19 protein-coding genes are annotated in these 21,981 nt (G+C 71.5%); 3 read left to right on the top strand and 16 right to left on the bottom strand.

All coding sequences use genetic code 11. The annotated features are described in order from the left end of the window. Positions 1-41 precede the first annotated feature (41 nt). The 16 genes from R2S09_RS09285 to rsmH all read right to left on the bottom strand — a co-directional run bounded on the left by R2S09_RS09285 (position 42) and on the right by rsmH (position 18,244). Complete coding sequence (locus R2S09_RS09285) at positions 42-1,241, bottom strand: DivIVA domain-containing protein (RefSeq protein WP_306183505.1); 1,200 nt, start codon at positions 1,239-1,241, stop codon at positions 42-44. A gap of 52 nt (positions 1,242-1,293) precedes the next feature. Next, entirely contained in the window at positions 1,294-1,584 is a 291-nt protein-coding gene (locus R2S09_RS09290) for a YggT family protein (RefSeq protein ID WP_030167740.1), read from the bottom strand. A gap of 50 nt (positions 1,585-1,634) precedes the next feature. Beyond that, on the bottom strand, positions 1,635-2,276 hold the full coding sequence (locus R2S09_RS09295; RefSeq protein ID WP_306183502.1) for a cell division protein SepF: 642 nt from the start codon (positions 2,274-2,276) through the stop codon (positions 1,635-1,637). A gap of 127 nt (positions 2,277-2,403) precedes the next feature. Further along, on the bottom strand, positions 2,404-3,123 hold the full coding sequence (locus tag R2S09_RS09300; protein ID WP_306183501.1) for a YggS family pyridoxal phosphate-dependent enzyme: 720 nt from the start codon (positions 3,121-3,123) through the stop codon (positions 2,404-2,406). Between the two features lie 6 nt (positions 3,124-3,129). Beyond that, the gene (gene pgeF / locus R2S09_RS09305; protein ID WP_316740394.1) at positions 3,130-3,861 is read right to left on the bottom strand and encodes a peptidoglycan editing factor PgeF; all 732 of its coding nucleotides are present in this window, start codon (positions 3,859-3,861) and stop codon (positions 3,130-3,132) included. Further along, the gene (gene ftsZ, locus R2S09_RS09310; RefSeq protein ID WP_306183498.1) at positions 3,858-5,060 is read right to left on the bottom strand and encodes a cell division protein FtsZ; all 1,203 of its coding nucleotides are present in this window, start codon (positions 5,058-5,060) and stop codon (positions 3,858-3,860) included. Before ftsZ ends, pgeF begins: the two co-directional genes overlap by 4 nt. A 287-nt stretch (positions 5,061-5,347) precedes the next feature. Beyond that, positions 5,348-6,142, bottom strand: coding sequence for an FtsQ-type POTRA domain-containing protein (locus R2S09_RS09315; RefSeq protein WP_316740395.1), 795 nt, complete (start codon positions 6,140-6,142; stop codon positions 5,348-5,350). Between the two features lie 29 nt (positions 6,143-6,171). Then, positions 6,172-7,260, bottom strand: coding sequence for an undecaprenyldiphospho-muramoylpentapeptide beta-N-acetylglucosaminyltransferase (gene murG / locus R2S09_RS09320; RefSeq protein WP_316740396.1), 1,089 nt, complete (start codon positions 7,258-7,260; stop codon positions 6,172-6,174). 6 nt (positions 7,261-7,266) lie between these two features. Then, positions 7,267-8,781, bottom strand: coding sequence for a putative lipid II flippase FtsW (gene ftsW, locus R2S09_RS09325; RefSeq protein ID WP_316740397.1), 1,515 nt, complete (start codon positions 8,779-8,781; stop codon positions 7,267-7,269). Positions 8,782-8,901: 120 nt separating this feature from the next. After that, positions 8,902-10,386: a UDP-N-acetylmuramoyl-L-alanine--D-glutamate ligase gene (gene murD / locus R2S09_RS09330; RefSeq protein WP_316740398.1), complete on the bottom strand. Its 1,485-nt coding sequence runs from the start codon at positions 10,384-10,386 to the stop codon at positions 8,902-8,904. Beyond that, the gene (mraY, locus tag R2S09_RS09335; protein WP_306183937.1) at positions 10,368-11,438 is read right to left on the bottom strand and encodes a phospho-N-acetylmuramoyl-pentapeptide-transferase; all 1,071 of its coding nucleotides are present in this window, start codon (positions 11,436-11,438) and stop codon (positions 10,368-10,370) included. The genes murD and mraY overlap by 19 nt, the downstream gene beginning before the upstream one ends. Then, positions 11,438-12,853 (bottom strand): UDP-N-acetylmuramoyl-tripeptide--D-alanyl-D-alanine ligase, encoded by a 1,416-nt coding sequence (gene murF, locus R2S09_RS09340; RefSeq protein WP_306183491.1) that lies wholly within the window; start codon positions 12,851-12,853, stop codon positions 11,438-11,440. Before murF ends, mraY begins: the two co-directional genes overlap by 1 nt. Before the next feature lie 28 nt (positions 12,854-12,881). Beyond that, positions 12,882-14,537 (bottom strand): UDP-N-acetylmuramoyl-L-alanyl-D-glutamate--2,6-diaminopimelate ligase, encoded by a 1,656-nt coding sequence (locus R2S09_RS09345; protein ID WP_306183490.1) that lies wholly within the window; start codon positions 14,535-14,537, stop codon positions 12,882-12,884. A gap of 164 nt (positions 14,538-14,701) precedes the next feature. Next, complete coding sequence (locus R2S09_RS09350; protein WP_316740399.1) at positions 14,702-16,687, bottom strand: penicillin-binding protein 2; 1,986 nt, start codon at positions 16,685-16,687, stop codon at positions 14,702-14,704. After that, positions 16,684-17,259, bottom strand: coding sequence for a septum formation initiator family protein (locus R2S09_RS09355; RefSeq protein WP_316740400.1), 576 nt, complete (start codon positions 17,257-17,259; stop codon positions 16,684-16,686). Before R2S09_RS09355 ends, R2S09_RS09350 begins: the two co-directional genes overlap by 4 nt. Positions 17,260-17,287: 28 nt before the next feature. Beyond that, the gene (gene rsmH / locus R2S09_RS09360; protein ID WP_316740401.1) at positions 17,288-18,244 is read right to left on the bottom strand and encodes a 16S rRNA (cytosine(1402)-N(4))-methyltransferase RsmH; all 957 of its coding nucleotides are present in this window, start codon (positions 18,242-18,244) and stop codon (positions 17,288-17,290) included. A 395-nt stretch (positions 18,245-18,639) separates the two neighbouring features. On the opposite strand from rsmH, the gene R2S09_RS09365 reads away from it, so the two are divergent. The 3 genes from R2S09_RS09365 (at position 18,640) to R2S09_RS09375 (ending at position 21,932) form a co-directional block, all read left to right on the top strand. Beyond that, positions 18,640-19,209: a carbonic anhydrase gene (locus R2S09_RS09365; RefSeq protein ID WP_306183484.1), complete on the top strand. Its 570-nt coding sequence runs from the start codon at positions 18,640-18,642 to the stop codon at positions 19,207-19,209. 261 nt (positions 19,210-19,470) lie between these two features. Beyond that, positions 19,471-20,508, top strand: coding sequence for a MoxR family ATPase (locus R2S09_RS09370; RefSeq protein ID WP_306183482.1), 1,038 nt, complete (start codon positions 19,471-19,473; stop codon positions 20,506-20,508). Beyond that, positions 20,508-21,932 carry a DUF58 domain-containing protein gene (locus tag R2S09_RS09375; RefSeq protein WP_316740402.1) on the top strand — a complete coding sequence of 475 codons (1,425 nt, stop codon included), beginning with the start codon at positions 20,508-20,510 and terminating at the stop codon, positions 21,930-21,932. The genes R2S09_RS09370 and R2S09_RS09375 overlap by 1 nt, the downstream gene beginning before the upstream one ends. The last annotated feature ends 49 nt before the right edge of the window (positions 21,933-21,981 follow it).

Here is a 21,981-nt window from a genome sequence, read left to right on the forward strand (position 1 = left end):
CTGCCGATGCCTTTTGTCTCAGGAACCCTTCAGGGGGCCCCTCAGTTGTCGTCCTCGTCGATGAGGAAGCCGCGCATCGGGGACGGGGCCTGGCCCATGGGGGACGGGCCCTGCGGGCGTACCGGTGCCATCGGCTGGGTCATCGCCGGCGACATCTGCTGCTGACCGCCGTAGGACGGGCCGGACGGGCCGGGCGAGCCGCCCATCGTCTGGTTGCCGCCGTAGGACGGGGCGCTCGCGCCGGCCGGGGCCATGGAGGGCGCCGGGGACGGCGGAAGCGAGGCCGTCGCGGGGGTGCGCGGCGGGGCCAGGGAGTCGTCGGCCTGGGTCTCCAGCTGGCGCAGCTGGGACTCGAGGTACGACTTCAGGCGCGTGCGGTACTCGCGTTCGAAGCCGCGCAGGTCCTCGACCTTGCGCTCCAGCGTGGCGCGGGCGGACTCCAGGGAGCCCATCGCGACACGGTGCTTCTCCTGCGCGTCCCGCTCCAGCGCGTCGGCCTTGGCGCGGGCGTCGCGCTCGAGGCCCTCGGCACGCGAACGCGCCTCGCCGACGATCTTGTTGGCCTCGGAACGGGCCTCGGCGATCGCCTGGTCGGCGGTCTGCTGGGCCAGCGACAGGACGCGCGCGGCGCTGTCGCCACCGGGGCCCTGACCCATCGGGCCGGGACCGCCCATGGGACCGGGGCCGCCCATCGGGCCCGGACCCATCTGGCCCTGCATCGGGCCCTGACCCATCGGACCAGGACCCTGGCCCATCGGGCCGGGACCCTGCGGGCCCTGTCCGCCGGGGCCGGCGGGCAGCTGCGGGGCACCGCTCGGCAGCTGGGGCGGGCCACCCATGGGGCCACCCATCTGCTGCTGCGGCGGGCCCGATATCCCGGCGGGCACCGGAGCCCCCGGACCTCGCATGCCCTGCTGAGGCATACCGCCCTGCTGAGGCATACCGCCCTGCTGGGGCATTCCGCCCTGCTGAGGCATACCGCCCTGCTGAGGCATACCGCCCTGCGGATGCTGCGGCTGGTCCTGCTGCTCCGGGGGCTTGCGCATGTTCTGCTGGTTCTGGGCGGCGGCACGGGTGGCCGCGGCCAGCTTGGCGCGCAGGTCCTCGTTCTCGCGGAGCAGACGGGTCAGCTCGGCCTCGACCTCGTCGAGGAAGGCATCGACCTCGTCCTCGTCATAGCCTTCTCGGAGGCGGACGGTCGTGAACTGCTTGTTCCGCACGTCCTCGGGGGTCAACGGCATCTCTTCACCTCAACGTAGTCATCGGCAGTCGGCAAGACCGTATCGTCCACTGTCACGTCGCCAGGTTCCCCACGATGGCGATCAGGACGTAGACGATGATCATCAGTACGAAGAAGGACAGGTCGAGCGCCACGCCCCCGAGACGCAGCGGCGGGATGAACCGCCGCAGAAGCTTCAGCGGTGGATCGGTGACAGTGTAGGTGGCCTCAAGAACGACCACCATCGCCTTGCCGGGTTGCCACGAGCGGGCGAACTGGAACACATAGTCCATGACCAGCCGGAAGATCAGCACGATGAGGAACACCATCAGCGCGATGTAGAGAACCTCCATGGCCACGCCCATGATCGGTGCTTCCCTCTCCCCTGTTCCGTGCCTGTCGTCCGGTCTGTGTCTCAGCTCTGGTTGAAGAACCCGCCCTCTGCGATGCGGGCCTTGTCCTCCGCCGTGACATCGACGTTAGCAGGCGACAACAGAAACACCTTCTGCGTCACCCGCTCGATGCTGCCGTGAAGACCAAACACCAAACCGGCCGCAAAGTCGACAAGTCGCTTCGCGTCTGTGTCATCCATCTCAGTGAGATTCATGATCACCGGGGTGCCCTCACGGAAGTGTTCCCCGATGGTACGGGCCTCGTTGTAGGTCCGCGGGTGCAGTGTGGTGATCCGGTACGGCTCACGTTCGGACACGACCTTGGGCATGATCACCGGTGCGTTCTTCTCCAGGCTTGCGCGTTCTTGTGTGATGGACGCCACGGGCGCGATGCGCGCCGGACGCCCCGATTCCGCCGGAAGCGAAGCGGAATGGGACACGGGTTCGCGGGGTGCCGGAGGCTGCACCACACGTACCGGTTCGTCCCTTTGTGGCTGATGTGCCCCAAGTGACTGATGCGACGGCTCGTGCCGTCGGCGGTCCCGCTCGGGCTCCGGGTCCAGCTCGGGCTCGAACTCGTCATCGGGGTCGAATCCCCGGCCGTCGTACCCATCGTCCTCCACGAGGCCGAGGTAGACCGCCATCTTGCGCATCGCGCCGGCCATGCTCTGAGTCCTCCGCTCTGTGGTGGATCCGCTGACGACCGCCAAGTCCCCGCGATCCACGAGGTCGTTGCGCCTTCTTCGGCGGTATTGACCATATTTTCTGCTGTGGTCCGACTTCCTGGCGACGTTACCCGAGCCTGGGGCGGACTCCGAGTACCGCAGTGCCGACGCGTACGTGTGTCGCTCCGGCGGCCACGGCCTGTTCGAGGTCCGCGCTCATCCCTGCCGAAACCATGGTGGCAGCCGGATGGCTCGCGCGCAGGGAGGTCGACAAATCCATGAGCCGTTCGAACGCCGCCTGTTGACGCCCGGCGTACTCGCCGGTCAGCGGCGCGACGGTCATCAGCCCGTCGAGTCGGAGCCCCTCGGAACGGGCGACGAGGTCGGCCAACTCTTCGATTCCGCCGGGGCCCACGCCTCCCCGCTCACCCCTGCCGCTCTCGTCGGCGTCCAGAGCGACCTGGATCAGGCAGCCCACCTCGCGCCCGGCCCGTACGGCCCCCTTCGAGAGCGCGGTGACGAGCCGGGAACGGTCGACGGACTGCACGACATCCGCGTAACCCACCACGGACCGCACCTTGTTGGTCTGAAGTTGACCGACAAAATGCCAACTGAGGGGCAGATCAGCACATTCGGCGGCCTTCGGCGCCGCCTCCTGGTCGCGGTTCTCGGCGACATGGCGCACACCGAGCTCCGACAGGATCCGCACATCCGCGGCCGGGTAGGTCTTGGTGACCACGATGAGGGTCACCTCCTGACGCGGACGCCCCGCGGCCGCGCACGCGGCGGCGATGCGCTCCTCAACCCGCGCCAGATTCCCGGCGATTTCGTCCCTACGGTCCGTCATGCCCCATCAGTCCAGCCAGACATAGCCCGCGAGCCGGCCGGTGGTGCGGTCGCGGCGGTACGAGAAGTGGTCCTTCGACTCCCGCGTGCACACCGGCGACTGCTCCCGGTCGTGCACCCCGAGGTGCTCGAGCTGCGCGTGCACACCGGCGCTCACGTCGAGGGCCGGCGTGCCCCAACTCGTCTCGGCGTACGCCGCCGGCTCGACGGCGGACACCTCGGCGCGCATCGCCTCCGGCACCTCGTAGCACCGGCCGCACACCGCGGGTCCGGTGCGGGCGACGATCCGGCCCGGCTCGGCGCCGAGTTCGACCATGGCGCGCACGGCGGCGGGAACCACCCCGGCCAGCATGCCGGGCCGTCCCGCGTGGGCCGCGGCGGCGATCCCGGCGACGGGGTCGGCGAGCAGCACGGGGGTGCAGTCCGCGGTGAGCACGGCGAGGGCGAGTCCGCGCCGGCGGGTGACGACCGCGTCGACGGAGGGGATGCCGGCCGCCGCTCCCCAGGGTTCGTCCACCACCGCGACGTCCGTACCGTGCACCTGGTTCATCCAGACCACCCGGGCCGGGTCGAGTCCGAGAGAGCCGGCGGCCCGTTCGCGGTTGGTGCGTACGGCGCCGGGGTCGTCGCCGACCGCGCCGCCGAGGTTGAGCTCCTCGTACGGAACGGCGCTCACCCCGCCCCACCGGTCGGTGAAAGCGAAGTGCGCGCCGTTCACGGTGTCGCGCTGTCCTATCACTTGAGGAAGTCCGGTACGTCCAGTTCCTCGGCCGCGCTGTCCGAGTAGCTCCGCGGTGCCGGGGGGACCGGCGGCGAGGCCGGGAGGTCGCTGACCGGCTCCGGGGCCGTGGGCTCCGGCTCCTCCTTCGGGGTCACGCTGCCCAGCGAGCCGAAGGTCGGACGGCTCTCGGGCTGCCGTACCGGGGTGGGCTCCTCGCGGCGCTGCGCGGGCGTGGTCGCACCGAGGACGTTGTCCCGGCGGGCCGGGGGCTGGCCGCCGTCGAAGCCGGCCGCGATCACGGTGACCCGGACCTCGTCGCCGAGGGCGTCGTCGATGACCGCGCCGAAGATGATGTTGGCCTCGGGGTGGGCGGCCTCGCTGACCAGCTGGGCGGCCTCGTTGATCTCGAACAGGCCCAGGTCGGAGCCGCCGGAGATGGACAGCAGCACACCGCGGGCGCCGTCGATGGAGGCCTCGAGCAGCGGCGAGGAGATCGCCATCTCGGCGGCGGCCACCGCGCGGTCGTCGCCGCGGGCCGAGCCGATGCCCATGAGCGCCGAACCCGCCTCGGACATGACCGACTTGACGTCGGCGAAGTCGAGGTTGATCAGACCGGGAGTGGTGATGAGGTCGGTGATGCCCTGGACACCGGAGAGCAGGACCTGGTCGGCCGACTTGAAGGCGTCCAGGACCGAGACCTGGCGGTCCGAGATGGACAGCAGCCGGTCGTTGGGGATGACGATCAGGGTGTCGACCTCTTCGCGCAGCTCGGCGATGCCGTCCTCGGCCTGGTTGGCGCGGCGCCGCCCCTCGAAGGTGAACGGGCGGGTGACCACGCCGATGGTGAGGGCGCCCAGCGAACGCGCGATGTTGGCCACGACCGGCGCGCCGCCGGTGCCGGTGCCGCCGCCCTCACCGGCCGTCACGAAGACCATGTCGGCCCCCTTGAGGACCTCCTCGATCTCCTCGCGGTGGTCCTCGGCGGCCTTGCGGCCGACGGCCGGGTTGGCTCCGGCGCCGAGTCCGCGGGTGAGTTCGCGGCCGACGTCGAGCTTGACGTCGGCGTCGCTCATCAACAGCGCCTGTGCGTCGGTGTTGATGGCGATGAACTCGACGCCCTTGAGACCGACCTCGATCATCCGGTTGATGGCATTGACACCACCGCCGCCGACACCGATGACTTTGATGACTGCGAGGTAGTTCTGCGGTGCTGCCACGTCGAAGGCCTCTCGCCTCGAGTTACGTGCCGCCGAATCGTCGAAGCACTGCTGCCTCGCGGTCCGACGACTGATGCCGAATGGGACGGTCCGTAGTGCCGACCCGAACCCTAACCCTGAAGTTTAGGGTTACCAGTGTGTCTGTTCCCTGAAGTCTTCTGAACAGGACACTAAGTCGACAAGTGGCGCCCGTTCAACGAACACGCCGAACCTCCCGTTTTTCTTTTCACCCTATGTGATCAGGCATAGCGCTGCCCAACCAGGGTGCTGGCCTGCACGGACGGGCGTCAACTACCCGACGTGGCAGGGGCGGTGGGGACGCTGACGTCGAAGTGCCGCGCTCGGGGGGCCGCTTTCATCAGCGCGGTGAGCGCGCGGGCCTTCTCGGCGCCGTTCTCCGCGCTGCCCCAGGCGACGGTGCGGCCGTCCCTCAACTCCAGCGAGATGTCGTCGTAGGTACGGACCTTGACGCCCCGGGTCCGGCCGGCGACGGCCGCCGGGATCCGCGCCGCGACGGCGACCGCCTCGCGCACGAGCCGGCTCTCGTCGAAGCGCCGCAGACTCGCCGCCGCCGAGCCGTCGCGGGAAAGCGACAATTCCAGGACGGGCACACCTTTCGGCGCCTGTGAAACCGTGGCGAACCGGACGCCGCCGCGGTCCACTTCGATGAACTTTCCGCCCTTTTCCTCCACCATGACCGCGGTGCGTTCGCCCACTTTCAGATCGATTCCATGAGGCCATGAACGAACCACGTCAACCGTGTCAATTCGGGGCAATTGGCGGCGCAGCCGGGCGGCGATCGCGTCGGTGTCGACGGAAATGAGCGGGTCTCCCAGCGGGACCGCGGCGGCGGCGCGCACCCGGGCGGGCGTCAACACCCGTGTCCCGGAGACGGACACCCGCTCCACCCGGGTCCACGCGGAGCCGTACAGGAGCCAGAGGGAGCCGCCGGCCAGGAGCAGCAGGGCCAGCGCCAGGATGACGATCGTACGAAGGCCCGGCGGCCTGAGCCGGCGGACCAGGGGCGGGCCGGACGACTCCTGCTGGCGTTCACCGCGCTCGGCGGTCGTCGGTCCGGCCACGTCTTTCAAGCCCCTTCGGTCATATGGTCCTAACGGCGCGAGGCGATCGCCTCGTACACCATGCCGACGAGCAGGTCGTCGGCGTCCCGGCGGCCGAACTCCCCGGCGGCGCGGGACATCTGGTACAGCCGGTGCGGATCGGCCAGCACGGGCAGGACGTTGTGCTGCACCCACTCCGGGGTGAGTTCCGCGTCGTCGACCAGGAGTCCGCCGCCGGCCTTCACCACCGGCTGGGCGTTCAGCCGCTGTTCGCCGTTGCCGATGGGCAGCGGGACGTAGGCGGCCGGGAGCCCGACGGCGGAGAGTTCGGCGACGGTCATCGCGCCGGCGCGGCAGAGCATCATGTCGGCCGCGGCGTACGCGAGGTCCATCCGGTCCAGGTAACTTACCGGGATGTAGGGGGGCATCCCCGGCATCTGGTGCACCTGCGGCAGTTCGTTCTTCGGGCCGACCGCGTGCAGGATCTGGATGCCGGCCTGCTGGAGCCAGGGCGCGACCTGCTGGACCACCTCGTTGAGCCGGCGGGCGCCCTGGGAGCCGCCGGAGACCAGCAGTGTGGGCAGGTTGGGGTCCAGGCCGAACGCGGCGCGCGCCTGGGGGCGTACGGCGGCCCGGTCCAGGGTGGCGATGGCGCGGCGCAGCGGGATGCCGATGTAGCGGGCGCCTCGCAGCTTGCTGTCCGGCGTGGAGACGGCGACCTGGGCGGCGTAGCGCGAACCGATCTTGTTGGCCAGGCCGGGGCGGGCGTTCGCCTCGTGGATCACGATGGGCACGCCGAGCCGCTTGGCGGCGAGATAGCCGGGCAGGGCGACATAGCCGCCGAAGCCGACCACGGCGTCGGCCTTGGTGCGCTCCAGGATCTGCTCGGCGGCCTTGATCGTGCCGCGCAGCCGGCCCGGGACGGTGATCAGTTCGGGGGTGGGCTTGCGCGGCAGCGGCACCGCCGGGATCAGCGCGAGCTCGTAGCCGCGCTCGGGGACGAGCCGGGTCTCCAGGCCCCGCTCCGTGCCCAGTGCCGTGATTCCCACGGTCGGGTCCTGCCTGCGCAGGGCGTCCGCGAGGGCGAGCGCGGGCTCGATGTGGCCCGCGGTACCTCCGCCGGCGAGTACGACATGCACCGAAATTCACCGCTCTCCGGACGGACGCGCCGCCGAGGCACGCCGTCGCATCGTGTTCCATCTCCGAGGCCCCTGGCCGGACCCCTGGCCCGATCCTGCACCGGATACCCGGCCCGAGCCACGGCCCGAGCCCCCGCCGGGCTCCCGGCCGGAGCCACGGCCGGGCTCCCGGCCGGAGCCACGGCCGGGTTTCCGGCCGGCACTCCGATCGGGCTTCCGGCCGGATCTCCGGCCGGCCGCGGAGCCTCCCGCCCGCTTTCTACCAAAGCGAGGCTGCCGCATGGCAAGCGCCGCCCGCGCAGCGGGTTCGTCCCGCGCGAAGGCGATCAGCAGCCCGATGGCGAACATGGTCGGCAGCAGGGCGGATCCTCCGTAGGAGAACAGCGGGAGGGGGACGCCGGCGATCGGCAGCAGACCGAGCACCGCACCGATGTTGATCACCGCCTGAGCGGTGATCCAGGTGGTCACGCCTCCCGCGGCGTACCTCACGAAGGGGTCCTCCGTGCGTCCGGCCACGCGGATGCCCGCATAGCCTAGAGCCGCGAACAGGGCGAGCACCGACAGCGTCCCCGCCAGGCCCAGTTCCTCACCGGTGACGGCGAAGATGAAGTCGGTGTGGGCTTCGGGAAGTTGCCCCCATTTTTCCACACTCGCCCCGAGGCCGGAACCGAAGAGTCCGCCGGAGGCGAGGGCGTAGATGCCGTGCACCGCCTGCCAGCACTTGGTGACGTCGCCGGACCCCACACAGGCGAACCGGTCCAGGCGGTTGGGGCTGGTCTTGATGAGGACCAGGCCGATCAGGGCGGCGACCGACAGGACGCCGACGAAGAGGCGGGTGGGCGCGCCCGCGAGCCACAGCAGGCCGAACAGGATGGCGGTGAGGATGATCGCGGTGCCCATGTCGCCGCCGAGCATGATCAGGCCGAGCAGCATGAAGGCGACCGGGACGAGCGGCACCAGCATGTGCTTCCACTGGGTCAGCAGCCGCTTCTCCTGCTTGCGCGCGATCAGGTCGGCGCCCCACAGCACCAGCGCCAGCTTGCCGATCTCGCTGGGCTGGATCTGGAAGGAGCCGCCCAGCGCGATCCAGTTCTGGTTGCCGTTGACCGACATCCCTATCCCGGGCACCTGCACCAGCACCATCAGGAACACCGCGCCCGCCAGGATCGGATAGGCCAGGGCCCGGTGCAGCTTCACCGGCATCCGGGCGGCGGCCAGCAGCAGCCCGCCGCCGATCGCGGCCGCCAGCAGCTGCTTGCGGAAGAAGTACGACCCCGGCAGCGCCATCTGCAGCGCGGTGATCTGGGAGGCCGAGTAGACCATCACCAGGCCCAGCACGGTGATCAGCGAGCTGCCGCCGAGGATCACGTAGTACGCCGTGAGCGGACGGTCCCAGGCCTTGCGGGCGCGGGTGACGAGCCGGCGTACGGGGTTGTCGGGCGAGTTCCGGCCGGCGGCGGGCCGTGCGCCGGCCCCCCGCACGGGCGGCCGCCCGGTGCGGCTGCCGGGGCTACCGGCCATCTCCACCTCCGCGGTACGTCGGCCGCACAGCTCGAGGGCCTGGACAGGCACAGGCACTGACGCGGCTCGCGGGTCCCACGTGTCCCTCCCGAGGTCGCCCGGCGGCGGGGGCGGCCGGGGTCAGCGGGCGCCGAGTTCGCGAACGGCCTCCGCGAACGCGTCACCACGCTTGTTGTAGTTGGTGAACATGTCCATGGAGGCGCAGGCCGGGGCCAGCAGTACCGTGTCGCCGGGCCGTGCGAGCCGCCGCGCTTCCTGGACAGCCTGGAGCATCGCCCCAGTGTCGGTCCGGTCGAGGTCGACGACGGGGACTTCGGGGGCGTGTCGCACGAGGGCGTCACGGATCAGGGCGCGATCGGCGCCGATGAGCACGGCACCGCGCAGCCGCGGCGCCGCCTTCGCGACCAGCTCGTCGAAGGTCGCGCCCTTCGCCAGACCACCCGCAATCCATACGATCGACTCATATGCCGCCAACGACGCCTCGGCCGCGTGGGTGTTGGTGGCCTTGGAGTCGTCGACGTAGGCGACGCCGTCCACGTCCGCCACGTGCGCGATGCGGTGGGCGTCCGGGGTGAAGGACCGCAGACCGTCCCGGACGGCCGTCGCCGGCACGCCGTAGGCGCGCGCGAGGGCCGCCGCGGCAAGAGCGTTGGCGATGTTGTGCGGGGCAACGAAATGGGGACGCGAAGCGCCTTCCTCGGAAGGGTGGTGGGCGACGGGCGGGCTGATGTCGGAGACCTCGGCGAGCTCCTGGGCGTTGCGCTGCCGGTTCTCGACGAAGGCGCGGTCGACCAGGATGCCGTCCACGACGCCGAGTTGGGACGGTCCCGGCGCGCCCAGCGTGAACCCGATCGCCCGGCAGCCCTCTTCGACGTCCGCCTCGCGCACCAGGTCCTCGGTGGCCTTGTCGGCGACGTTGTAGACGCAGGCGACGCGGTTGCCCTCGTAGACGCGGCCCTTGTCGGCGGCGTACGCCTCCATGGAGCCGTGCCAGTCGAGGTGGTCCGGGGCGAGGTTGAGCACCGCGGCGGAGTGGGCGCGCAGGGACGGCGCCCAGTGCAGCTGGTAGCTGGAGAGTTCGACGGCGAGCACGTCGTACGTCTCCTCGCCGAGCACGGCGTCCAGCAGCGAGACGCCGATGTTGCCGACGGCGGCGGTGCGCAGCCCGGCCGCCTTCAGGATCGACGCCAGCATCCGGACGGTCGTGGTCTTGCCGTTGGTGCCCGTCACGCACAGCCAGGGGGCGGCGTCGGGGCCGCGCAGCCGCCAGGCGAGCTCCACGTCGCCCCAGACCGGCACGCCCGCCTTCTCGGCGGCCTGGAACAGCGGCTTGCCGGGCTGCCAGCCGGGCGCGGTGACGATCAGCTCGGTGCCCTCGGGCAGGGTGTCGCCGTCACCGAGGCGCACGGTGACCCCGAGCGCCCGGAGTTCGGCGGCCTGCGTCCGGGCCCGGTCGTCGTCGCCGTCGTTGACGACCGTGACGTGCGCGCCGAGGCCGTGCAGCACCTTGGCCGCCGGGACGCCGGACACACCGAGTCCGGCGACGGTGACGTGCTTGCCCCGGAACTCCGAAGGCACCGATGAGGTCACTTGTCCGCTGCCCATCCCGCGTAGAAGAGGCCGAGTCCGACGATGACACAGATGCCCTGAATGATCCAGAAACGGACCACGACGAGCACTTCGGACCAGCCCTTGAGTTCGAAGTGGTGCTGGAGTGGCGCCATCCGGAAGACCCGCTTGCCGGTGAGCCGGAAGGAGCCGACCTGGATGACCACCGACATGGTGATCAGCACGAACAGGCCGCCCAGCAGCGCGATCAGCAGCTCGGTGCGCGAGCAGATCGCGAGGCCGGCGAGGACACCGCCGAGCGCGAGCGAACCGGTGTCGCCCATGAAGATCTTGGCCGGCGAGGTGTTCCACCACAGGAAGCCGAGGCAGGCGCCCATCAGCGCGGAGGCCACGACCGCGAGGTCGAGTGGATCGCGCACCTCGTAGCAGGCGCCCGGGTTGGTCAGCGTCACGGCGTTGGCGCAGGACTCCTGGTACTGCCAGACGCCGATGAAGGTGTAGGCGCCGAAGACCAGGACGGAGGCGCCGGTGGCCAGACCGTCCAGACCGTCGGTGAGGTTCACGCCGTTCGACATCGCCAGGATCATGAACAGCGCCCAGACCACGAACAGCACCGGGCCGATCGTCCAGCCGAAGTCGGTGATGAACGACAGCTTGGTGGAGGCCGGGGTGTTGCCGCGGTTGTCGGAGAACTGCAGCGACAGCACCGCGAAGGCGATGCCGACGATCAGCTGGCCGGCCATCTTCGCCTTGGCGCGCAGGCCCAGCGAACGACGCTTGACGATCTTGATGTAGTCGTCGAGGAAGCCGACCATGCCCATGCCCACCATCAGGCCGAGCACCAGCAGCCCCGAGTACGTCGGGGGCTTGCCGGTGATCACCTTGGACAGGAAGTAGGCGGCGACCGTGGCCAGGATGAACGCGATGCCGCCCATGGTCGGCGTACCGCGCTTGCTGGCGTGCTCGCGCGGTCCGTCGTCGCGGATGTACTGACCGTAGCCCTTGCGGGCCAGGAGCTTGATCAGCAGGGGGGTGCCGATCAGGGTCAGGAAGAGGCCGATGACACCCGCGAAGAGGATCTGGTTCATCATCGGGCGGCGACCTCACCCTCGGTCCCGGCCTGGAGGAGCGCCTCGGCGATGCCCTCCAGACCGACCGAACGGGACGCCTTCACGAGCACCACGTCCCCCGGGCGCAACTCGCTGCGCAACAGGTCGATCGCCGCCTGTGCGTCGGACACGTGCACCGACTCCTCACCCCACGAACCCTCGTTGTATGCGCCCAGTTGCAGCCAGGACGCTTCCCTGCCCCCGACCGCGACGAGCTTGCTGACGTTGAGCCGGACGGCGAGCCGTCCGACCGCGTCGTGCTCGGCGAGCGCCTCGTCCCCGAGCTCGGCCATCTTGCCGAGCACCGCCCAGGTCCGCCGTCCGCGGCCCATGGCCACCAGCGCGCGCAGGGCGGCCCGCATGGACTCGGGGTTGGCGTTGTAGGCGTCGTTGACGATGGTCACGCCGTCCGGGCGCTCGGTGACCTCCATGCGCCAGCGGGAGAGGGAGCCCGCCTCGGAGAGCGCGGTGGCGATCTCTTCCGCGGACATGCCCTGCTCATGGGCGACGGCGGCCGCGGCGAGCGCGTTCGACACGTGGTGCTCACCGTACAGGCGCATGGTCACATCGGCTGCACCGGAGGGTGTGTGAAGCCTGAAAGCGGGCTGTCCGCTGTCCGTGAGTCTCACGTTCTCGGCACGTACGTCCGCTTCGCCGGACTCTCCGAAAAGGACCACCTTCGCCTTCGTACGGGAGGCCATGGCCTTGACCAGCGGGTCGTCGGCGTTCAGGATCGCGACGCCGCCCTCCTCGGCCGGGGGCAGGCTCTCCACCAGCTCGCCCTTCGCCTGGGCGATCTGCTCCCGGCCGCCGAACTCGCCGATGTGGGCGGTGCCGACGTTGAGCACGAGGCCGACCTTCGGCGGGGTCAGCTCGGTGAGGTAGCGGATGTGTCCGATGCCGCGGGCGCCCATCTCCAGCACGAGGAACCTGGTCTCCTCGGTGGCGCTCAGGGCGGTCAGCGGCAGCCCGATCTCGTTGTTGAGCGAGCCGGGTGTGAACACGGTCGGCGCCTGGCGCTGGAGCACCTGGGCGATCAGGTCCTTGGTGCTGGTCTTGCCGGCGGAGCCGGTCAGCGCCACGAGGGTCGCGCCGAGCCGGGTCACGACATGGCGGGCGAGGGCGCCGAGGGCGCTCTGGACGTCCTCGACGACGATCGCGGGCACGCCGACGGGGCGGGAGGCCAGTACGGCGACCGCGCCCGCCTCGACGACGTCCCGCGCGAAGTCGTGGCCGTCCACCCGCTCGCCGGCGAAGGCGACGAAGAGGCTGCCGGGGACCGCCTCACGGGAGTCCCGGACGACGGGTCCGGTGACCTGGACGGACGGATCCGGTATGTCGTGCGTCTGCCCGCCGACGACTGCTGCGATCTCGGCGAGGGAGAGGGCGATCACAAGTTCATCCCCTGGGTCTTCTGGATTTTCATCCCTGGGTTTTCCGGATTGCTTCGTGCAGCACCTGGCGGTCGTCGAAGGGACGGACCACCCCGGCGATGTCCTGGCCCTGCTCGTGGCCCTTGCCCGCGACCAGCACGGTGTCCCCGGCCTGCGCGCGGCCCACGGCGGCGGCGATCGCGGCGGCCCGGTCCTCGAACAGGAGCACCTCGCCGCGCTCGTGCGCGGGCACCGAGGCGGCGCCCTGAAGCATGGTGGCGAGGATCGCGAGCGGGTCCTCGGAGCGGGGGTTGTCGGAGGTCAGCACGGCGGTGTCGGCGAGCCGGGCCGCGGCGGCGCCCATCGGGGCGCGCTTGGTGCGGTCGCGGTCGCCGCCGCAGCCGAGCACCACGTGCAGCCGGCCCTTGGTGACCTTGCGCAACGCCTTGAGGACCGACTCGACGGCGTCCGTCTTGTGCGCGTAGTCGACGACCGCGAGGTACGCCTGCCCCGCGTCGACGCGCTCCAGCCGGCCGGGCACGCCCGGAACGGCGGCCACGCCGTCGGCGGCGGCCTGCGCGTCGAGGCCGGCGGCGGCCAGGGCGACGACGGCGGCGAGGGTGTTGGCCACGTTGAACGGGCCGGGCAGCGGCGACCTGGCGGCGATCCGCTGTCCTTCGGGGCCGATCACGGTGAACGTGGAGTCCATCGGGCCGACCTGGACGTCCTCGGCGCGCCAGTCGGCGTCGGGGTCGCCCTCGGCGGAGAAGGTGACCACCGGGACGGTGGCCTCCTTGGCGAGCCGGCGGCCGTACTCGTCGTCGTGGTTGATCACCCCGAGCCTGCTGCGCCGCGGCGTGAACAGCTGCGCCTTGGCCCGGAAGTAGTCCTCCATGTCGGAGTGAAACTCCATGTGCTCCGGGCTGAGGTTGGTGAAGACGGCGATGTCGAAGACGCAGCCGTCCACCCGGCCGAGCACCAGGGCGTGGCTGGAGACCTCCATGGCGACCGCCTCCACACCGCGCTCGCGCATGACCGCGAAGAGGGCCTGGAGGTCGGTGGCCTCGGGGGTGGTGCGCTCGGACTTGATGCGCTCCTCGCCGATGCGCATCTCGACCGTGCCGATCAGCCCGGTGGACCGCGCGGTCTTCAGGCCGCCCTCGACGAGGTAGGCGGTGGTGGTCTTGCCGGAGGTGCCGGTGATGCCGATCTGGAGCAGGTCGCGGCCGGGGCGGCCGTAGATCGTGGCGGCCAGCTCGCCCATCCGCCCGCGCGGGTCGTCGACCACGAGGACCGGCAGCCCGGTCGCGGCGGCGCGCTCGGCGCCGGACGGGTCGGTGAGCACCGCGACCGCGCCGAGGCTCGCCGCCTGGGCGACGAAGTCGGCGCCGTGGGCACGGGCTCCGGGCAGCGCGGCGTACAGGTCGCCGGGGCGCACGGCACGCGAGTCATGGGTGATGCCCGTGACCTCGGCGGCGCCGTCCGGCTGCGCGGCACCCAGCTGATCGGCGAGCTCCGCGAGGGGTGTGGCGGAGACCTGAACCGGTCGCGGCGGTCCCGGGTATGTCACGGAAGCGCCCTTCTGGGTGGTTTGGGACTGATCAGGGTGTGGCACGGCCGTGAGCGTACCGGGCGCAGCGGCCTGCGGGCGAAGTGAGGGCCGGGGCGGGTGGTGGTTCCCGGGGTCCGGGGTGATCGTTGTCACGCGCTGTGTCCTGGTGGTTCTGTTCCGGTGGTACGGGTCGTGCTCGTAAGGGGCTTACGGGTCCTACGGGTCTTGTGGGGCGCAAGGATCGCACGGGGCGGGCGTTACGGGTCCCGTACGCCCGCGGGTCTGCCGGGGGCGGGGCGCTCAGGCTCGGGCGGATGTCACGGCTTGAAGTCGACGGGCAGGTTCGCGGGCCGTGCCCCGGTCGGCGGGACCTGGAGCGTCTTCAGCGTGAACTCCATGACCTGCTTGTAGATCGGGCCGCAGATCTGGCCGCCGAAGTAGCTGCCCGTGGTGGCGTTCTGGATCGCGCAGTAGACGGTGACACGGGGGTTGTCGGCGGGCGCGAACCCGGCGAAGGAGGAGGTGTAGCCGTGGTATCTGCCGGTGGCCGGATCCACGCGGTTGGCGGTGCCCGTCTTGCCCGCCACGCGGTAGCCGGGGATGCGCGCCTTCAGGCCGGTGCCCTGCTCGTCGTCCACGACGGACTCCAGCATCTGGGCCAGCTGCCTGGCCGTCTTCGCGCTCACCACCCGGCTCTTCGCCGGCTTCGGGGCGGGCGTGAAGCGGCCGTCGGCGTCCTTGGTGCCACGCACCAGGGACGGCTCGATCCGGACCCCTGCGTTGGCGATCGTCGAGTAGATGGACGCGGCCTGGAGGGCGTTGATGGAGAAGCCCTGGCCGAAGGGGATCGTGTACTGCTGCGAGGTGGACCACTTGTCCGCGGGGGCGAGGATGCCCCTGGTCTCGCCGGGGAAGTCGATGCCGGTGTAGCTGCCGATGCCGAACTTGCGCAGGTACGAGTAGAGCACCTTGTTGGCCTCGGGCTGTGTCCTGCCGAGCTGGCCGGTGGCCAGGATGGTGCCGATGTTGCTGGACTTGGCGAGCACGCCGTTGAGCGTGAGGTACCAGGTGCCGTGGTCGACGTCGTCCTGGAAGAGCCGGTCGCCGCGGTGCAGCCGGTTGGGCACGACGACGTGGGTGAGCGGCGTGGCCGCGTGCTCCTCCAGTACGGCGGCCATCGACATGACCTTGGCGGTGGAGCCGGGCTCGTAGGCGTCCTGGACCGCGGCGTTGCCCAGGGCGGCCGGGTCGGCGTGGGCCAGGTCGTTGGGGTCGAAGCCCGGGGAGTCGGCCATGGCGAGGATCTCGCCGGTCCGGGTGTCCTGCACGATGACGTAGCCGCGGTCCGCCCGGGACTTGCGCACCTGCTCGGTGATGGCGTTCTGGGCGGCCCACTGGATGTCCCGGTCGATGGTGAGCTCGACGTCGGCGCCGGGTACCGCGGGCGTCTCGTCGGAACCCGCGGTGGGCACCTCCCGGCCGCCGGACTGGGCGTAGCGGACCTTGCCGGGCTTGCCGGACAGCTGCTGGTCCAGCTGCTGCTCGATGCCGCCGCCGCCCTTGCCGTCGGCGTTGACCCAGCCCAGTATCCCGGCGGCCAGGTCACCGCCCGGGTACACGCGCTTGCTGCTGGGCGAGGAGAAGATGCCGGCGAGGACGTTGACGGTGGCCTTGTCGGCCTGGCCCTTCTTGGTGAGCGTGGCCTTCAGGTCCTTGATCTGCTTCCAGACCTGCGGCGTCTGCCGGCGTGCGAGCAGCACGTACCGGGTGTTCCGCGTCCTGAGTTTCCTGGCGAGCTGCGCCTGGTCCTGGCCGAGGATCGGGGCGAGCAGCGCGGCGGCCCGTTCGGGGCCGTCGCCGATCTTCAGCTGCTCGCGCGTGAACATGGTGGGGTCGGCCGTGATGTCCTCGGCGTCCACGCTGGCCGCCAGGGCGACGCCGTTGCGGTCGGTGATGCCGCCCCGCTCGGCGGCGATCGTGTGGACCACGTAGCGGTTCTCGTCGGCCTTGGCGGCGTAGGCGCTGGCGTCGACGGCCTGCACCTGGAGCAGCCGGACGACGAAGACCAGCATCACCACGGTCAGCGCGAGGGCGACCATGCGCAGCCGTGGGCGGGGGCTGCCGAGGCGGAGGACCCGCACGCGCGGGGGCCGCCGGGTGGAGTCCGGGCGGCGGGCCGGACGGCTGCCGGGGCCGGTGCGCGGGCGGCCGCTGCCGCTGCCGGGGCGGGCGGGCCGGGCGGGGCCGGGCACACGGCGGCGCGGCGGTTGCCTTTCTCCAGAAGTGTCTGGCACTTCCGTCACCTGCCGGGGGTCGGGGTCGTGGCGGGCTGGGGGGCGGTCGAGTCGTCCGGGCCGGCGACCGGGGCGCTCTGCGGCAGCGTGGGCGACGGCATGGTCTGCCCGGCGGCCGGGAGGGGGCCGTCCGTGGGGGACGGCACGGACGGTGTGGTGGGGAGGGCCTCGGGCGGCAGGACGGAGACCGGCTCGTCCTGGAGGGAGGACCGTTCGGCGGGGGCGGCGGAGGGGACGCCCTTCACGGTGCCGTCGGGGTCGAGGAAGGCGGGATCGCCGCCGGGCACCATGCCGAGTTCACGGGCGCGGCGCTGAAGGGCGTCGGGCGCGGAGTAGGAGTCGATGTCCCGCTGCAGGGCCTGTTCCTCGTCGGTGAGGTTCTTGGTGTCCTTCTGCAGGTCGTCCAGCTGGAACGCGCCTTCGCTGAGCGCGGAGTTCAGCACCAGGAGCCCGATGAGGCCGCCGCCCAGGAGCAGCACGACGAGGAGGACGAAGGGCGTGCGGGCGGCCTGTCGGCCGCCCTCCGGGAGGAGCCTCGCCAGCCGGGCGGCGCGGCCCTTCAGTTCGGGATTCCTGCTCAACTGTCCCCCTTCGCATGCCTCACGCCCGTCATTCGATGGACTCCCTGATGCGCTCGGCCCCGCGCAGCCGGGCCGGTGCCGCCCGCCGGTTCTCGGCGATCTCTTCCTCGGTGGGAAGTTCGGCACCGCGCGTGAGCAGCTTGAGCCGGGGCTGGTAGCGCTCGGGGACGACGGGCAGGCCGGGGGGCGCGGTGGAGGCGGCGCCGGCCGCGAACACCTGCTTGACCAGACGGTCTTCCAGCGAGTGGTACGACAGTACGGCGATCCGGCCGCCCAGGTCGAGCGCCTGCACCGCGGCCGGGATCGCCCGCTCCAGCACGGCGAGTTCGCCGTTGACCTCGATGCGCAGTGCCTGGAAGGTGCGCTTGGCCGGGTTGCCGCCGGTGCGCTTGGCGGCCTGGGGCAGCGCGTCGCGGATCAGCTCCACCAGGCGGGCGCTGGTGGTGAACGGCTCCTTGCCGCGTTCGCGCACGATGGCGGCCACGATCCGCTTGGCCTGCTTCTCCTCGCCGTACGCCCGCAGGATGCGCACCAGTTCGCCGGGCGGGTAGGTGTTGAGGACCTCGGCGGCGCTGATGCCGGTGGACTGGTCCATGCGCATGTCCAGGGGAGCGTCCTGGGCGTAGGCGAAGCCGCGGTCGGCCTCGTCGAGCTGCATGGAGGAGACGCCGAGGTCGAACAGGACGCCCTGGACGCGTGGGGTGCCCAGTCGCTGAAGGACGCCGGGCAGCTCGTCGTAGACGGCGTGCACCAGGGTGGCCCGGTCGCCGAACGGGGCGAGGCGCTCGCCGGCGAGGCGCAGAGCCTCCTTGTCGCGGTCCAGGGCGACGAGCCGGACCCCGGGGAACCGGGTGAGCAGCGCCTCGCTGTGCCCGCCGAGGCCGAGGGTGCAGTCGACGGCCACCGCTCCCGGCCGCTCCAGGGCGGGTGCCAGCAGATCCAGGCACCGCTGGAGCATCACGGGGACGTGTCGGCTGTTGCTCAAGGGGCCCTCTCAGGTCCGGCGCGTCCCGCACGCACCGCCGGGTCCCCGACCGCTCGCGGACGAGAAGTCCCGCCGGCGCCAAAAGCGTCAGCCGACCGGGAGCGGGTGGAGGCCGAGCCGTACGTACGCGCCGCGCACGCGGGGAGACCGTTCGGGTGGATGCCCAGGTCTCCGGGAATGCAGGTCGGGAGGCCACGCCTCCCGCTTCGCGTCACTTTAGTCCACCCTGTCTCCCGGTCAATCAACCGGCCTGCGCGTCGCCCGGCGGAGTGTCCGCGACACGGCATTGCGGAGTGATTCACCCGTAAGGAGGTGCGCTGCGGTGCGTGTGGAGTCGATCACAACTGGCCACCGTGGCGTTCTTTGTCCCTTCTCACAGCAGGACCGGAGCGCACATGACCAGTACCGTCATAGCCATGACGACTTCCGCATCAGTTCCCGCCGGATCCGAGGGCGCCATAGCGCCGGGCGCCGTCACCGACCGCCTCGTATCGGCCAACGAGGCCTACGCCGACGCGTTCAGCGACCCGGGGATGGACGCCCGTCCCGTCCTCCAGGTGGCGGTCGTGGCCTGCATGGACGCCCGTCTCGACCTGCACGCCGCGCTCGGTCTGAAGCTCGGCGACTGCCACACCATCCGCAACGCGGGCGGCGTCGTCACCGACGACGTGATCCGCTCGCTGGCCATCAGCCAGCGGGCGCTCGGCACCCGCCGGGTCGTGCTCATCCACCACACCAACTGCGGCATGGAGACCATCACCGAGGACTTCCGGCACGAGCTGGAGATGGAGGTCGGCCAGCGTCCGGCGTGGGCGGTCGAGGCGTTCCGGGACGTCGACCAGGACGTACGGCAGTCGATGCAGCGCGTGCGCACCTCGCCGTTCCTGCCGCACACCGACGATGTGCGCGGCTTCGTGTTCGACGTCAAGACCGGGCGGCTGCGCGAGATCGACCCCGCCGCCTGACCGGCCCGCCCGTTCCGAGAGCCGCCGCGCCCGTTCTGCACCGCGAAAGGGCGTAAGCCCCGACATATCGCGGGCAGTTGTCCACAGGCGAGTGACACGAATCGGTAACGGCGGCAAGAATGCGGGTGTGACGTCGCGCGGAACTTTTCCGGCGCGGTGTCCGTGTTCGGGGTGGGCCGGTCCGCTCAGCGGCGCGTCGGTCCGGAAAGTTGGGGAATCCCCTGCTCTTCCAAGGGCAGGGGACGGGCCGAGGAGGGCCGGGTGACGACCTATGACGATCGAGCGAGCCTCACTGATCTGACCGCCACTGTGGAGCGTGTCCGCAGTTCGGTGGAGGGAGTGATCGAGGGCAAGCCCGAGGTCGTACGGCTCTCGCTGACCGTACTGCTCGCCGAGGGGCATCTTCTGATCGAGGACGTTCCCGGGGTGGGCAAGACCATGCTGGCGAAGGCGCTGGCGCGGTCCATCGACTGCTCGGTGCGGCGCATCCAGTTCACGCCCGACCTGCTGCCGTCGGACATCACCGGCGTGTCCATCTGGGACCAGCAGCGCCGGGACTTCGAGTTCAAGCCCGGCGCCGTCTTCGCGCAGATCGTGATCGGCGACGAGATCAACCGCGCCTCGCCCAAGACCCAGTCGGCGCTGCTGGAGTCCATGGAGGAGCGCCAGGTCACCATCGACGGGCAGACCTACGAACTGCCCAGCCCGTTCATGGTGGTGGCCACCCAGAACCCGGTCGAGATGGAGGGCACCTACCCGCTGCCCGAGGCCCAGCGCGACCGCTTCATGGCGCGCGTCTCCATCGGCTATCCGAGCCCGGAGGCCGAGTTGCAGATGCTGGACGTGCACGGCGGGGTGAACCCGCTGGACGACCTCCAGCCGGTGGCGCACGCGCACGATGTCGTCAAGCTGATCGAGGCCGTGCGCGGGGTGCACGTCGCCGACTCCGTACGGCGCTACGCGGTGGACCTGGTCGCCGCCACCCGCGCCCACCCCGACCTCAGACTCGGCGCCTCGCCGCGCGCGACGCTGCACCTGCTGCGCGCGGCGAAGGCGTCCGCCGCCCTGAGCGGCCGGGAGTACGCGCTGCCGGACGACGTCCAGGCACTGGCCGTGGCGGTGCTGGCCCACCGGCTGCTGCCCACCGCCCAGGCCCAGCTCAACCGGCGTACGGCCGAGCAGGTCGTCGAGGAGATCCTGCAGCACACGCCGGTGCCCGCCACCTCGCAGCAGGCCGGTGGCCTCGGCCTGGGCGGCACCGCGCCGGAGTTCGGCCGCCGGCAGCCGCGGAGGCTGTGATGAGCACCGCGGGGACCCCGCGCGCGGAGGACGAACGGGGCGACCGCGGCGGCGTCCGCACCGCGCTGGCCGGTCTGACCACCCGCGGACGCTCCTTCCTGGCCGCCGGTGTCGCGGCCGCGATCTGCGCCTACGTCCTCGGCCAGCCCGACCTGCTGCGGGTCGGGCTGCTGCTCGCCGTGCTGCCGCTGGCCTGCGCGACCGTGCTCTACCGCACGCGCTACCGGGTCGCCGGCAGCCGCAGGCTCTCCCCCGCGCGCGTGCCCGCGGGCGGCGAGGCGCGGGTGCATCTGCGGATGGACAACGTCTCCCGGCTGCCCACGGGCCTGCTGATGCTCCAGGACCGGGTGCCCTACGTGCTCGGTCCGCGCCCCCGCTTCGTGCTCGACCGGGTGGAGCCCGGCGGCCGCCGCGAGGTGTCCTACCGGGTCCGCTCCGACCTGCGCGGCCGCTACCCGCTGGGCCCGCTCCAGCTGCGGCTGAGCGACCCGTTCGGGATGTGCGAGCTGACCCGGTCCTTCTCGACGTTCGACAACCTGACCGTGATCCCGCGCGTGGAGGCGCTGCCGCCGGTGCGGCTGAGCGGCGAGGCCAAGGGGTACGGCGACGGGCGGCAGCGCTCGCTGGCGCTGGCGGGCGAGGACGACGTGATCCCGCGCGGGTACCGCTACGGCGACGACCTGCGCCGCGTGCACTGGCGGTCCACCGCGCGCTACGGCGAGCTGATGGTGCGCCGCGAGGAACAGCCGCAGCGGGCCCGCTGCACGGTGCTGCTGGACACCCGGGCCATCGCCTTCCGGGGCGCGGGCCCCGACTCGGCCTTCGAGTGGGCGGTGTCCGGCGCCGCCTCCGTCCTGGTGCACATGCTGGAGCGGGGCTTCTCGGTACGGCTGCTGACGGACAGCGGAAGCTCGGTGCCGGGCGAGGGCTCCGACGGGTTCGCGGGCAGCGGCCCGGAGTCGGCGGACGCGGCCGGGCTGATGATGGACACCCTCGCGGTGATCGACCACTCGGACGGGGCGGGTCTGTCCCGCGCCTACGACGTGCTGCGCGGCGGCAACGAGGGTCTGCTGGTCGCCTTCCTCGGCGACCTGGACGAGGCACAGGCCGCGGTGGCCGCCAAGATGCGGCAGCGCAGCGGCGGCGCGGTGGCCTTCCTGCTGGACAGCGACACCTGGCTGCGGGAGCCGACCGACGTGCCCGGCCCGGCGGCCCCGGGCGGGGAGCGGCTCCGGCTGCTCCGCGACGCCGGCTGGACGGCCGTGAGCGTCCCCAGGGGCGCCTCGCTGACCGAGGTGTGGCGCCAGGCGGACCACGACCGCACCAGCGCCGGGCTGACCGGCACACCGGGGGTGGGCGCGGCAGGCGTGACCGCCTTCGGCGCGGCGGCGCGAGGCGGGGCGCTCGGGGAGGGACGGTCATGAACGGCACGACCGTACGAGCCGTACCGGAGAAGTGGCGCGAGTGGGGGGT

It is taken from the genome of Streptomyces sp. MK7 (assembly GCF_032658145.1).
Taxonomy (GTDB): domain Bacteria; phylum Actinomycetota; class Actinomycetes; order Streptomycetales; family Streptomycetaceae; genus Streptomyces; species Streptomyces spiralis.